Consider the following 13,161-nt stretch of genomic DNA (forward strand, 5'->3'; position numbering starts at 1 on the left):
AAAAACCCCAGCACCGGAAGGTGCTGGGGTTTTTTATTAGCTGCAAGAAAGAGATGACCTACGGGAGTGTCCGCACCGGTGCCGAAGGCAGAGCGAGCATCGCTCGCTCAGGTAAGGACGGGCACCCCGTCTCGGGGTGGCCCGGGTCATCGTTGCAGCGCAACGCGCTGCCTGCGGTATGGGAAAAGATCCCGACAAAGCAAAATCAAGGCAACCAAATCTCAAATACCCCACCACCCAGGCTCCCACCGTTGTGGAGCTTTATAGACCCACTTCTCTCTCCCTCACTGTGCAGTTTGGCGACGGAGGAGGCGAAAAACAGCCCAAGGCTGGTGCTGCCACTTTTGAAATCAAGCGATTTGAAGTTCAGGGTGCCGGTATGTTGCATACTCTCCGGATAGCCTTTCCCGTCGTCTTCAACACCAATCACCAGATATCCATCTCTTTCACCAGCTGTAAGCAGGATTTTGCTTCGCGTGTAGCGTATAGCGTTGTTAATGGTGTTATTTAACACGCCGGTCAGAAGGTCCTCGTCGAAAAAGCCGTTTATGTCTTCAGCCTCTATCGAAACATCAATGCCGAGGCCCTTAAGCAGAGGTGTGTGTCGTGCCAGGTGTTCGGTCAGGAAATCCGGCACAAAGTGTTCCTCAATGTGCGCGGAGAGGTTGTTCTCGCCAAGGCGGTAGATGCCGAGAAGTTGCACCAGATCGTTGTGCATCCTTTCGGCTTCGTACTGAAGAGTATTGAAACGTGCAGATTCCCCCAGGTTTTCCTCGTGTTCGGTGCGAAGTTCGTCCAGGGAGTTCAGGAGCATGCCTAGCGAGTTCTTCATATCGTGAACGGCTGAGGCGAGTACCATTGAAAAATCGATATTCTGGTCGTTCATTCCATCAGTCCCTTCAGCTTGCGTTTTAAGGCGATATAACGCCTATGTTGGCGATGTTGCTCGGGTAGTCCTGATAACCGATCAAGGCAGGACTGACAGCGCTTGAGGAGCTCAGTGCTGGTCGGGTTATTGTCGTGTTCCTTCATCAGTACCTGAACCAGGTTAAGGTTCAGGGCTGCGTGATCAGGCACGATCTCCAGAGCCTTTGAAAACGTTTCTGCTGCTTCTTGCAGGTTTCCGGATTCGAAGGCTTTGATGCCATCCCGGTTCAGGGCTCTGGCCTTGATCTTCTGGCGGAATCCCACGGGTTCATCCAGAAGGCTTTCAATCTTCTGGAGAGTTTCAGGATCGTTGCTGAAGAGTTCGGACATCTCGGCCAGCAACTGTTTCGCATCGGATTCATGCCCCAGGCGAAACAGGGTTTTGGCGTAATCAAGCCCCGTTCTGGCATCCAGTACAGTGGTATCCTGGAGCTCCGGCCTGATACTCTCGAGAATCTTCGCAGCCTGTCGATCCTGTCCCTGGCCTGCGTAAATCCGGCACTGTACGATGCGGCTGCGTAGACCGATACCTTCCTCGCCATCGAATCGCTTTTCCATTTTTTTGAGTACCGCCAGCGCTTCTTTGGCCTTTTCCGCACCATCCTCGTCGAGGTCGCCTTCACTCAGGTCCGAGAGTGTCTGGCCCAGTGCAAGGTAGTGTTCGGATTTGTCATGTATCGAGTAGGTCCCCAGCTCAACGGTTCGACGCCATGCATCTGAGGCCGTGTCCATGTCCTGGTTTGAACCTGCCAGTTCGGCAAGATGCTTCTGCCGAAGCAGCGCATTGGGGGAATGCTCGGCGGCTTTTTCGAGCACTTGCTGTGCCTGTGTAGGACGCCCCTGTCGTTCCAGCCCCTCTGCGAGCAGGTCATACGCCTCCATGTAGTCCGGATGCTTTGTCAGAAGGTCTCTGAGGCCGTCTACCGCCTCGTCGAGACTTCGTTTGGCAAGCAGAACCTTGCACCGCCCGAGCTTTGCCCAGGAAAGCTCACGTTGTGCCAGGACGTCATCGTAGATCTTGAGTGCGTGAGCCAGGTCGCCCAGCTGGAAATACAGGTCGCCCAGGGTTTTCATAAGCCAGGTCTTGTAACGAGGCTGCCGCGGCAGTGCCTGGAGGCATAGTGAAATAGCCTCCGGGTAGTTCTCCCGGTCGATTTCCCGGTTAATGGGCAGGAGGATGTTGCGCTGGCTGATCAGGGCGCCCAGACGCTTTTCCAGTACGGCCCGATTGATCGGTTTGGTTAGGTAAGCGTCGGGTTGATATTCCCTCGCTCCCATGACCATTTCCTTGGACGTTTCGGCAGTCACCATCAGGAAGAGAGACGAGCGCTTGAGAAGTTTTTTATGCCGAAGCTCCTCCAGTATGTGCTGGCCGTTCTTGCCTTCGCCAAGATTAAAGTCACACAACACGACATCTACGTGATTGTAGGTACAGTACTGAATCGCCTGATTGGCATGGGCTACCAGTTCAATTTTGTCGGCACCGCAGCTGCGAAGCATCTGGCGCATGGACAACCGGAAATTCTCGAAGTCATCAATAACCAGATAGGTGAGCTTGCCGAACGGGTTGAAGTCAGCTTTGGAATCGGTCATGAGCGCTTCTGTTTGAGTAGCTTGTTAACCAGTGCCCTCAGTGCAGCAGGTTTCACCGGTTTGTAAAGAATCTGGTAACCCCGGTCTATGGCATCTTCCCGCACTTCAGGCGCCATATAGCCGGTGATGAGTATTCCAGGGATGTCCGCGTTCAACGCACCACGAATGCTGTCCATGGCGTCGAGGCCATTCTTGTTTTCGTCCAGTTGATAATCGGCAAGTATAATATCCGGGCTTTCCCCTTCCAGTTTTGCCATGGCATCTTCCAGACTTTCCGCCGCGGTCACATCACACTTCCAATTGCCCAGTAGCGCCACCATTCCCTGCAGTATGGCCGGGTCGTTATCGATACACAGGAAATGCAGTCCCCCGAGGTTTGAGACTCTCCGGGAGCCTGCAGCGGGCTTCGCAGCTGCGGCTTCGTTCTGCTCGGGCGCAGCTGTTGGTACCGTTATCCCAAAGACGCTACCGCGACCCTGGACAGAATGGACGCTGACCGGGTGGTTCAGCATACCGCTGATACGATCGACGATCGCAAGACCGAGGCCCAGGCCTTTTTTGTCCCGGCCATGCTGAAACCGACGGAACTCCTCGAAGATATGGGTCAGTTGATCCTCGGGTATGCCAGGACCGGTGTCCCAGACCTCTATCCGGATATAGCCTTTCAGGCGACGGCATCCCAGGAGGATCTTGCCTTCTGGTGTGTAGCGTATGGCATTGGAAAGGAAATTCTGGACCACGCGACGCAGGAGTTTGGCATCCGATCGGATCCAGACCGTGCTGGGTACAACGTGCAGCTCCAGGTTCTGGTCCTTGGCGATGGCGGAAAAATCGGTTGCCAGATGGCGCATGATGTCGTTGACGGGGAAGACCCCGATGTTTGGCTCCAGGGCACCTGCATCCAGCTTGGAAATATCCAGCAGGGTGCTGATGATTTCTTCGGCGGCCCCCAGGGAACTGTCGATGTGGTCTACCAGATCTTTCATCTCACCGTCATCTGCTTTCCCGGCGAGGGCAGAGGTAAACAGTCTGGCTGCGTTCAGGGGCTGGAGCAGGTCGTGGCTGGCTGAAGCCAGGAAGCGTGTCTTGCTCTGGTTCGCCTGCTCGGCCACCGATTTGGCTTTCAGCATCTGCTCATTGATGACCTGGAGCTCCTGGGTACGTTCCTTTACCCGCTGTTCCAGGTAAATGTTCGTTTCCTTCAGGGCCTGCTCGGTTCGACGCATGGCGGTAATATCCTGGAAGGTCGTGACATAGCCACCCCCGGGGATCGGACTGCCATCAATGCGCAAAACGGTGCCATCGGGCCTCTGGCGCTCATAGGACATTGGCCGACCCTCGCGCATGCTGGTGCAGCGGTCAGCCACGATTTCATCAATCCTGCGGGCAGAGAGGTTGGCGTTGGTCAGGTTGTAACGCATCAGATCTTCGACTGGGCGTCCGACCCTGACGAAGCCTTTCGGATAGGTAAACAGCTCCAGGTAACGATGGTTCCAGACCACCAGTTGTTGCTGATGGTTCACCACTGACACGCCCAGGCTGATGTTCTCAATGGCCGACTGCAGCAGCTCACGGCTGAAAGTCATGGCCTGGGAGGCTTCATCGACAATGCTGACAACGTCCTCGATCTGCATGTCCCGGCCGGTGAGGGTGGATTCCAGGACCACTCTGGCCGTAGAGGCGCCAATCACCGAAGCCAACTGGCGCTCGATGTATTTCATCAGATGGGCGGACGCCGGGCGGTGTGGGTGCAGGCGAATGGCATTGCGGCGCTCGTAATTCCGGAAAATGGTTTCCGAGCGCTCTTCACCCATGAACCGGTCCGTAAGGGCCTGCAGGTCGGACGTCAGTATCTCACCTTGCCAGCTCTGGTGTTGGGCCGTTTCGGCCTTGGGTTGTGGATCGTGAAAGAAAGAAGCAATCTGGATTTTTTCGCGGACGCGCTGGCGAGTGAGCATTGAGAGCACGATGTACACGACCGTGTTGATCCCCAAACTCCAGATAATGCCGTGGCTTGTCTGGTCCAGCTCGGACCCGAACAGTGCAGTAGGCCGAGTCCAGTTCAACCCCAGGATTCCCTGCTGAACCAGGGTGTCGTTGACCCATCCCGTGGTGGCGAGCGCCGGCAGTAGCAGGGTGTAGCACCACATCAGGAAGCCGAGGCCCAGGCCCCAGACGGCGCCCATGTAATTACCCCGGCGCCAGATAATACCGCCCACCAGCGCAGGTCCAAATTGTGCTGCCGCCGCAAACGAGAGCAGGCCGAAGGCTGTCAGGCTGTAATCTTCACCAGCCATCCGGTAAAAACCATAGGCTGTGAGCAATACCACGAAGATGGCGACACGTCGGATACTCAACAGCAGGTAACTGAGATCTGTGCGTCGGTTCATGCCCGGCCGGAAAAACTTCAGCAGCGCCGGCATGATGATTTCGTTACTGACCATGGTGGCGATGGCCACTGAGCATACGATAACCATGGCGGCTGCGGCCGAGCCGCCACCGAGGAACGCGAGTATCGCCAGCCATTCCTCGCCGGCCATGATCGGCAGCTGCAGTATCAGAACGTCAGGGTTGCCGGCTGAGGCCTCGGGCGACAACAGTCCGGCGGCTGCAATCGGGAGTACAAATGCGCTGGCTACGATCAGGTAGATGGGCATGGCCCAGCGTGCAATCTCGAAATCCCGATGGTCGGTATTTTCGACCACCATGACATGAAACTGCCGGGGCAGGCAGATGATGGCGAGCATGGCAATGAGCGTCTGGGTTATAAACGCTGGCGCTTCAATGCCGTCGGTAGTCAGGGTGCCAATCAGATCTGCGTCTTTCGCCCGCTCAAACAGGTCTCCGAATCCGCCGTAGAGGCCATAGCCAACGAACAGTCCGACGGCGACGAAGGCCACGAGTTTGATCAGTGACTCGAAGGCCACGGCCTGGATCATGCCCCGGTGATGCTCGGTGGACTCCAGATGGCGGGTTCCGAACAGGACGGTAAATACTGCCAGGGCGAGAGTGATGTACCAGGCGGAATCGTTCCAGGCCGCAGTGCTCAGTTCCTCATAGCCGGTGCCCGTTTCCGAAAGCACGTTGAAGCCCATGGCAATGGCTTTAAGCTGCAAGGCTATGTAGGGGACGCTGCCGATCAGGGCGAATGTCGAAATCATTGCAGCCAGTAGCTGGGATTTGCCGTAACGGGAGGCGACGAAATCGGCAATGGACGTACTGTTATTGCGCTTGCTGATATAGATGATACGGCGTAGCAAGGGCGCGCCGAAAACAAACACCAGCAGCGGGCCCAGGTAGATGGGCAGAAAACCGAGCCCCTCCTGGGTGGCGCGGCCAACGGCGCCATAGAAGGTCCAGGAGGTGAAGTAGACTGCCAGAGACAGTGCGTATATGTGGGTGCGTGCCAGGCGTTTGCGATACAGGCCGGGGTGCTTGTCGCCGGCCCAGGCGATCACAAACAGGATCGAGATGTAGGTGATGGAAATGAGGACCAGCAGCCAGGCACTAATCATTGTTGTACGTTCCCGACGGTATCAGCAGGTTGAAGCATCACGCTAACGAGGTATCACTCTGCGCAAACGGTCTTATACAGGGTGTCTCCGGGTTCAAGCAGCTTCAGGTTGTCCACTCGAGGGCTTCCGTCAGAACCCAGTGGTACCAGTTCCCGGGTAGCACAGTTAATGATGTGAATGCGGTGGGACACGGCATCGGTCATTTTCTGCTCGAAGCGGTACAGGGTAAACCGAACAATATCTTCGCTGTTTGTGTCACGACTGATGCTTTTGGTATCGACTGTCGAGAATGCAGTGACATAGGGAAAAACGAAGGTCCAGGGGCGCCACAGGATGCCATCGGTTTCGGTATTCACAATGACGGCTTCTGCGGGCAGACGGGCCTCTTTCTGATCGAACCAGGTGTATTCCATATAAATCAGATAGCCGAGCATGCCCGCGCCGGCAAACACCGGGATAATCCACTTCGGGGCTTTGTTTCGGGTGGCAGCACGGATACCAAGAGCGATACCGGCAGTGCCGAGGCCGCAAAATACAGTGGCGACAAATGTCCAGAACATAAAATGACTTCCTCAAAAAAGAACGGGCTCCCTCATTGAGGAAGCCCGTTCAGTATCAACCTGTCAGTTCATCGAACGAAGCAGGCTGAGATGTTGCTTAGTGGTCTTGAGCCTGACCGGCACCACGTGGGTAACGGACGCTTTCAACCAGTTCCTGAATCTCAACGGGCGGTTCTTCAGTTGCGTTGGATACAACGAAGGCTACCGCAAAGTTGACGATTGCACCAACCGCACCGATAGACAGCGGGGAGATGCCCAGCACCCAGTTTTCTGGAGTGTCTGCCAGGTTGTTAGTGCCCGGAATGAACAACCAGCCCTTGTAAACAAAGATGTATACCAGGGTGAAGGCCAGACCGGTCAGCATGCCGGCGATGGCGCCTTTGTTGTTCACGCGCTTGGAGAAGATACCCATCATCAGCGCCGGGAACAGGGAAGCTGCCGCGATGCCGAATGCAAGTGCAACCACCTGCGCCGCAAAGCCTGGAGGGTTGGCCCCAAGGTAGGTGGCAACAACGATTGCGACCGCCATGGATATCCGCGCCGCCAACAGCTCGCCTTTCTCCGTGATCGCCGGGTTAATGGAACCTTTGATCAGGTCGTGACTGACCGCCGAGGAAATCGCGAGCAACAGACCGGCCGCTGTGGACAGTGCTGCTGCCAGACCACCTGCTGCGATCAGACCGATGACCCAGCCGGGCAGGTTGGCGATTTCCGGGTTGGCCAGTACCAGGATATCCCGGTTAACGACGAGCTCGTTGCCGTTCCAGCCGCGGGCTTCAGCCGTAGGCGCGAAGGCTTCGCTGTCGTTGTAGAGCTGGATACGACCATCTTCGTTCTTGTCGGTGAACTGGATAAGACCCGTGATTTCCCATTCCTTGATCCAGTTTGGACGCTCGTCGTACTGAATTGGCTCCGCAGCGGTGCCGTCCGGATAGATGGTGGTCATCAGGTTCAGACGAGCCATGGAAGCAACAGCTGGTGCAGTCAGGTACAGCAGGGCGATGAATACCAGGGCCCAGCCGGCAGACCAGCGCGCGTCAGCCACCTTCGGTACGGTGAAGAAGCGGATGATAACGTGGGGCAGACCTGCAGTACCGATCATCAGCGACAGGGTGAACAGAACCATGTTCAGCTTGTTGTCGATATCGGCGGTGTACTCGTTGAAGCCGAGGTCAGTGATAACCTGGTTCAGCTTGTCGAGGATCGGCATGCCGGAATCCACGTGAGTCGAGAACAGACCCAGCGGGGGAAGCGGATTGCCAGTCAGTTGCAGGGAGATGAACACCGCAGGAATGGTGTAGGCAATGATCAGTACGCAGTACTGGGCCACCTGGGTGTAGGTGATGCCCTTCATGCCGCCCATTACCGCGTAGACGAATACCACCACTGCCGCGATCATCAGACCTACGGTGGAGTCCACTTCGAGGAAGCGGGAGAAGGCAACACCGGCACCAGCCATCTGGCCGATTACGTAGGTTACAGACGCTACGATCAGACAGATAACCGCCACCAGGCGGGCATTCTTGCTGTAGAAACGGTCACCGATGAACTCGGGCACGGTGAACTTGCCGAACTTCCGCAGGTACGGAGCCAGCAGCATCGCCAGCAGAACGTAACCGCCAGTCCAGCCCATGAGGAAGGTGGAGTTGGCGTAGCCACCGGCAGCGATCAGACCTGCCATGGAGATAAACGAAGCCGCGGACATCCAGTCGGCGCCGATTGCTGCGCCGTTGGTGATCGGGTGAACGCCGCCACCGGCAACGTAGAAGTCACTCGTGCTTCCGGCCTTGGCCCAGATAGCGATAGCGATGTAGAGGAGGAAGGAGCCCCCTACAAACATGATGTTAATGGCAAATTGACTCATTCGTTCTTACTCCTCGTGCACGCCGAATTTTTCATCGATCTTGTTCATGCGCCACGCGTAGTGGAAGATCAGAGCGATGAACGTGAGGATGGAACCTTGCTGGGCGAACCAGAAGCCCAGATCGGTACCACCAATCGGAATGCCCGCGAGCATTGGACGGAGCAGAATTGCAAAGCCGTAAGATACCAGGGCCCAGACGATCAGGCTCCCGAATATCAGGCGTAGATTCGCCTTCCAGTAGGCTTCAGCGTCGTAGCTATGACCTGACATAGGATCACTCCTGTGTTGTTGTTGTGGAGGTTGGGTGGGTTTTTGGTGAGGCACTTCTGTTAGAGAATTTATTATTCATATAAGTACTTCTCCGACTAGTTGTCCCTACTGACTTTACTGGTCAAGCGATTTATAGATATTGGCAAAAGGTCTAATTCTCAGTAATTTGGCGTGACGTCCGTCTATTTTCGAGACGTCTGGGCCAGCATCCATTCAGTAACGATGCATGTTTTGCAGACGCCGATGGTAATGAAGCTTGTCGTGCAATCCCTTCAGGGTTTTTACGCCCTCGGTGCGGGCCTTATTCAGGGCTATCAGGGTGAGCTCGGCGGTGGCAAGAGCGTCCGAGGCAGCGTGGTGTCGTTCGCTGACTTCAAGGCCGAAATAATCCGCCCAATTGTCGAGCCCCTTGCCACCGGTTTTCGTGTTGGGGAAAAACGCAGGCATCAAGTCTGCGACATCCATCCAGGTGTGGGGCTGGGTGTATCCCAGCTGAGCCTTCAATGTCTTCTCCAGAAATTTCTGGTCGAACGCCGAGTGGTAGGCCAGAATCGGGTCGCCATTCATCCACTCGAGAAGGTAAAGCAGGGCGTCCTCGATTTCGTGCCCCTGGGTCAGAGCTTCCGGCCCGATTCCGTGAATAAGCACCGTTTCCCTGATGTCGAGCTCTGGCCGCCTGAGGATCAGGTCGAACTGGTCGCCGAGGTGGATGATGCCGCCCCTGATAGCTACCGCTCCGATAGCAATGACTTCATCCTTGGCGGCATTCAGCCCCGTGGTTTCCAGATCGAGCACAATCAGACGGCAATCCGTGAGGAGCTGTTCTCCCGGTGTTTTCGCGTGGGGCAGATTGCCAGGATCGTGGCTGCCGATCTTCCCGCCCCGCCGATGCTCAATCCATTGTTTGATTTGTTCCAGCATGTCTCGCGCCTGAAGGTCAGAGTTGGTAGGTCACTTCGAGCTTCTGCTGCAACCGCTGAGCCTGCCTGAAGGATTCCCGCAGAATCCGGCGGTCGAGCGGGTTCAGATCGTCGGGATCAATATAGTTGGTCAGCTCCTGGTCCTTTGCCAGCATTTCCTGGTGCGCCCGCATCCGGATCGCCTGGATCAGGCTATAGGCTTCTTTCCAGGCGTTGGCATCTTTCGGGTCGAAGATGCCTTTTTTGGCCAGTTCATCCATTCGTTCCAGGGTGTTTGCCGTCTCAACGCCATTCGCCAGGGCAAAGACCCGAACAGCTTCAACAAATGGCGCCAGGCCCTGGCGTTTAAGGTCCAGTGAATGCTTGTTGCCTTCATCCGACAGGTAGCGGAAGTTGCGGAACATGGTCAGCGGTGGCTTGCGCTGGAAGGCGTTGCCGGCAAGCATTTTCTGGAACAGGGCGTTTTTCCGGATCCGTGCAAGAACTTTATCCAGAAGGGCATCCAGAGGCTCTGTCGGCCCATAGATGGCTCTCATATCCAGGAAAATCGAGGAATAAACCAGGTTTTGGGGCGTGGATGCGTCAATAAAGCGGATAAACCAGTCGTCCCATTCCCTGTCGCTCAGACACAGTTTCGGATTGCTGGCCATGATGTTGCCTTTGCACAGGGTGAAGCCGCACTCGGCCAGTTCGTCGTTAACCCTCCGGGCAAACGGCAGCAGCTTTTCCCGGACCTGTTCTTCGGTCATGCCTTCGGGCGTCTGGAACAGGATGCCATTGTCCTGGTCCGTCAACAGAGTCTGCTCCTGTCGACCCTCGCTGCCGAATGTCAGCCAGGTAAAGGGAATGCCGGGGTCGTGTTTCTTGATGTTCAGTTCCAGGACCCGACGGACAGTAACATCGTTGAGTGTCGTGATGATCTTGACCACTTGCCCGGAGTCAGCGCCGTGGGCAAGCATGGCATCCACCAGGCGGGAGACGTCCGCTCGCAGGCTCACCAGGGTACGAAGGTGGGTGGCGGTGCCGATGGTGCGAGCAAGGTTAACCAGATCCACCCGCTGCAGGGAGAACAGGTCCCGTTCCGAAACTACGCCAATCAGCTTGTGGTCGTCGTCGATGACGCACAAATGGGCAAAATGGTGCTCCGCCATCAGCATGGCGGCTTCGAATGCATCCGCATGGGAGGGCAGGCAGCAGGGATCCTTGGTCATGACCTGTCGGATGGGTGTGTCCAGCGGGCCGGTGCCCTCGGCGATCATGGTCCGAAGGTCCCGCAGTGTGAAAATGCCGGTCGGGATGCGGTTTTCATCGGTAATGATAATGCTGCCGACATTGTTCTCGTGCATACGCGCCACGGCCTTGCGCACTGGAAGGTCCGGCGAGCACACAATGGGATTTCGCAATGCATAACGTTCCAGCGGGGTGTCCAGGGAGGTACTGGAACCCATCGAAGCCATGGCGCTCGACTGGATGCGCCGGTTCACCTGATCAAGCAGGCTACTGACGCCTCGCAGGCAGAAATCCCTAAAGGGTTCACTTTCAGAAAACAGGGTAACGAAGGCCGCCTGCCCGATACTGAGGCAGAAGGTATCGCCCGATGCCCGGTGCAGGGTTCTGGTTGGCCGCTCGCCGATCATGGCGGCCAGAGGAAAACACTCACCCTGGCTGATTTCGAAGGTCGTTTCGGTGCGGTCTTCCTTATCGTTGTGGCGCTCGCCACGAATCCGCCCTTGTTTGACTACGTAGAATCGTTTTACGACGTCATGGTCCGGAGAGAGGACAACGTCGCCATCGGCGTAAAACTGAATGGAGGCATTCTCGGCGAAATGCGCCAGATGCGCATCATCCATGCTGGAAAAGGGCGCATGTTCCCGCAGAAACGTCATTATTGCTCGGATGTTCTGGGGGCGATCATTTTCCGGGTTCGCTGAGGCCATGTCCGTCGTCACTCGCTGGTTATTATTGTCCGTCTGAAGTGTAGTGTAGCCAAAGCGTTCGTCGCCTTACGATTTTGGTCGCAGGAAGCCTGACATAGATCAGTTTTCTTTAAGGCCACTGACCCGGGTGGTAAAGTCAGTATCTGAAACTGGTTATTAACTGTAATGCCATGACAACCAAAGAAGAGCGCCTCAGCTTCCTCGAGGAAATGAAAGACGTCCGGCGTATCCCTAAGCCCAACCGGGCAGAGGTAACAACGCCCCGTGAACTGACGCCCGGCCATCTGGAGCGCCAGAGGGCGGCCGTGGAGAAACCGTTGCGGGATACCAACCCGTTGACATCCGACATGGTGGAACCGCTCACGGCTCACGATGTATTGAGCTGGCAGCGGCCGGGCGTTCAGCACGGCGTGTTCCGCAAGCTCAGGCTCGGGCAGTATCCGATCGAGGCGCGCCTCGATCTGCACCGGATGACCGTTGAGCAGTCCCGGCGTGAAGTTTTCAGGTTTATTGGCGATTGTGTCCGCTACGGATTGCGTTCGGTCATCATTCTGCATGGCAAGGGCGAGCGCAATCCCGATGGAATTGCCCAACTCAAGAGCTACCTCGCCAAGTGGCTACCGGAGCTGGACGATGTCCTGGCGTTTCATTCGGCCCAAAAACACCATGGTGGTACCGGTGCGGTTTATGTCATGGTGCGAAAAAGTGACCGGGACAAGCAGCATAATCGTGAAATCCACGGAAGCCGTTAGCGGCTCCGATCCCAGACACCCTTAAATCAGAGCCGCCATGGCGGCTGAGCGGAGGTTATCGTCGTGAAAAAAGTTGCAGTAGCTGTATTGGCCGTGCTGGCGCTGGCGGGTTGCAAGGATCGAGTGATCTGGAACGACAACGGTAAAGTTGAAGAAGCCACTACGGATCGCGAAGTCTGGAACTCCAACGGCAAGATGGAATCTGGTGAACGCAAGATCTGGGTTAACAAGGATGGCGAGGAAATCGTCAAATAAACCCTGAGCATCTGCCGCAGGCCGGGGCACAACAATAAAACCGGGCAACAAGACCGGAAATACAAAGGAGAGAGTTGGGATGGCCGTGAGCCTGACAGTTAACGGCGACGAGCGGTCGCTGAACATTGAGGGCGATACGCCGCTTTTGTGGGTATTGCGTGATGAGCTGGGGCTCAAGGGCACTAAATTCGGTTGCGGTGCCGGCCTTTGCGGCGCATGCACGGTGCACCTGAACGGGCAGCCTGTACGCTCCTGCTCCACGCCCGTTGAAATGGCTGCCGGCGGCGAGGTCGTCACGATCGAAGGGCTGACTGATGGCGATCGGCTTCATGCCCTTCAGGAGGCCTGGATAGAACACGGTGTTCCCCAGTGCGGTTACTGCCAGTCCGGCCAGATTATGAGTGCAGCTCACTTGCTGGCGAACAACTCCACCCCCTCACGGGACGAAATCGTCGCCGCCATGACGGGCAACCTTTGCCGATGCGGGACCTACTCGCGGATTATTGCGGCCGTAGAATCCGTCGCTGGCTCTGAGTCTTCAGGCGGCTCTCAGAAAGGGGGCGTGTAA

11 protein-coding genes are annotated in these 13,161 nt (G+C 56.4%); 3 read left to right on the forward strand and 8 right to left on the reverse strand.

Going from position 1 to position 13,161, the window contains the following annotated elements; translation table 11 throughout:
* Positions 1–205: 205 nt before the first annotated feature.
* The 8 genes from NUW46_RS07895 to NUW46_RS07930 form a co-directional block, all read right to left on the reverse strand.
* Positions 206–886, reverse strand: coding sequence for a sensor histidine kinase (locus NUW46_RS07895; protein ID WP_209398178.1), 681 nt, complete (start codon positions 884–886; stop codon positions 206–208).
* Complete coding sequence (locus NUW46_RS07900; RefSeq protein ID WP_418141794.1) at positions 883–2,520, reverse strand: tetratricopeptide repeat protein; 1,638 nt, start codon at positions 2,518–2,520, stop codon at positions 883–885. Before NUW46_RS07900 ends, NUW46_RS07895 begins: the two co-directional genes overlap by 4 nt.
* The gene (locus NUW46_RS07905; protein WP_418141795.1) at positions 2,517–6,035 is read right to left on the reverse strand and encodes a PAS domain-containing hybrid sensor histidine kinase/response regulator; all 3,519 of its coding nucleotides are present in this window, start codon (positions 6,033–6,035) and stop codon (positions 2,517–2,519) included. Before NUW46_RS07905 ends, NUW46_RS07900 begins: the two co-directional genes overlap by 4 nt.
* 53 nt (positions 6,036–6,088) lie before the next feature.
* Entirely contained in the window at positions 6,089–6,595 is a 507-nt protein-coding gene (locus tag NUW46_RS07910) for a hypothetical protein (RefSeq protein ID WP_069184504.1), read from the reverse strand.
* 97 nt (positions 6,596–6,692) lie between these two features.
* Complete coding sequence (locus tag NUW46_RS07915) at positions 6,693–8,459, reverse strand: sodium:solute symporter family protein (protein WP_222464207.1); 1,767 nt, start codon at positions 8,457–8,459, stop codon at positions 6,693–6,695.
* 6 nt (positions 8,460–8,465) lie between these two features.
* On the reverse strand, positions 8,466–8,729 hold the full coding sequence (locus tag NUW46_RS07920; protein WP_069184506.1) for a DUF4212 domain-containing protein: 264 nt from the start codon (positions 8,727–8,729) through the stop codon (positions 8,466–8,468).
* Positions 8,730–8,942: 213 nt separating this feature from the next.
* Complete coding sequence (locus NUW46_RS07925) at positions 8,943–9,650, reverse strand: PolC-type DNA polymerase III (protein WP_069184507.1); 708 nt, start codon at positions 9,648–9,650, stop codon at positions 8,943–8,945.
* 16 nt (positions 9,651–9,666) lie between these two features.
* Entirely contained in the window at positions 9,667–11,586 is a 1,920-nt protein-coding gene (locus tag NUW46_RS07930) for a putative nucleotidyltransferase substrate binding domain-containing protein (RefSeq protein WP_222464208.1), read from the reverse strand.
* Positions 11,587–11,756: 170 nt separating this feature from the next.
* Here NUW46_RS07930 and smrA point away from each other — a divergent pair, with 170 nt between their 5' ends.
* The 3 genes from smrA (at position 11,757) to NUW46_RS07945 (ending at position 13,161) form a co-directional block, all read left to right on the forward strand.
* On the forward strand, positions 11,757–12,338 hold the full coding sequence (smrA, locus tag NUW46_RS07935) for a DNA endonuclease SmrA (RefSeq protein ID WP_069184675.1): 582 nt from the start codon (positions 11,757–11,759) through the stop codon (positions 12,336–12,338).
* Positions 12,339–12,401: 63 nt separating this feature from the next.
* Positions 12,402–12,593, forward strand: coding sequence for a hypothetical protein (locus NUW46_RS07940; protein WP_136629583.1), 192 nt, complete (start codon positions 12,402–12,404; stop codon positions 12,591–12,593).
* A 79-nt stretch (positions 12,594–12,672) separates the two neighbouring features.
* On the forward strand, positions 12,673–13,161 hold the full coding sequence (locus NUW46_RS07945; RefSeq protein ID WP_069184510.1) for a (2Fe-2S)-binding protein: 489 nt from the start codon (positions 12,673–12,675) through the stop codon (positions 13,159–13,161).

Origin of the sequence: Marinobacter sp. MA (genome assembly GCF_048298425.1) — a bacterium.
Lineage (GTDB): Bacteria > Pseudomonadota > Gammaproteobacteria > Pseudomonadales > Oleiphilaceae > Marinobacter > Marinobacter salsuginis.

What these genes read in the sequence shown, in the direction of transcription:
- NUW46_RS07895 (WP_209398178.1), bottom strand. Translation starts at nt 886, where the DNA reads ATGAACGACCAGAATATCGATTTTTCAATGGTACTCGCCTCAGCCGTT.
- NUW46_RS07900 (WP_418141794.1), bottom strand. Translation starts at nt 2,520, where the DNA reads ATGACCGATTCCAAAGCTGACTTCAACCCGTTCGGCAAGCTCACCTAT.
- NUW46_RS07905 (WP_418141795.1), bottom strand. Translation starts at nt 6,035, where the DNA reads ATGATTAGTGCCTGGCTGCTGGTCCTCATTTCCATCACCTACATCTCG.
- NUW46_RS07910 (WP_069184504.1), bottom strand. Translation starts at nt 6,595, where the DNA reads ATGTTCTGGACATTTGTCGCCACTGTATTTTGCGGCCTCGGCACTGCC.
- NUW46_RS07915 (WP_222464207.1), bottom strand. Translation starts at nt 8,459, where the DNA reads ATGAGTCAATTTGCCATTAACATCATGTTTGTAGGGGGCTCCTTCCTC.
- NUW46_RS07920 (WP_069184506.1), bottom strand. Translation starts at nt 8,729, where the DNA reads ATGTCAGGTCATAGCTACGACGCTGAAGCCTACTGGAAGGCGAATCTA.
- NUW46_RS07925 (WP_069184507.1), bottom strand. Translation starts at nt 9,650, where the DNA reads ATGCTGGAACAAATCAAACAATGGATTGAGCATCGGCGGGGCGGGAAG.
- NUW46_RS07930 (WP_222464208.1), bottom strand. Translation starts at nt 11,586, where the DNA reads ATGGCCTCAGCGAACCCGGAAAATGATCGCCCCCAGAACATCCGAGCA.
- smrA (WP_069184675.1), top strand. Translation starts at nt 11,757, where the DNA reads ATGACAACCAAAGAAGAGCGCCTCAGCTTCCTCGAGGAAATGAAAGAC.
- NUW46_RS07945 (WP_069184510.1), top strand. Translation starts at nt 12,673, where the DNA reads ATGGCCGTGAGCCTGACAGTTAACGGCGACGAGCGGTCGCTGAACATT.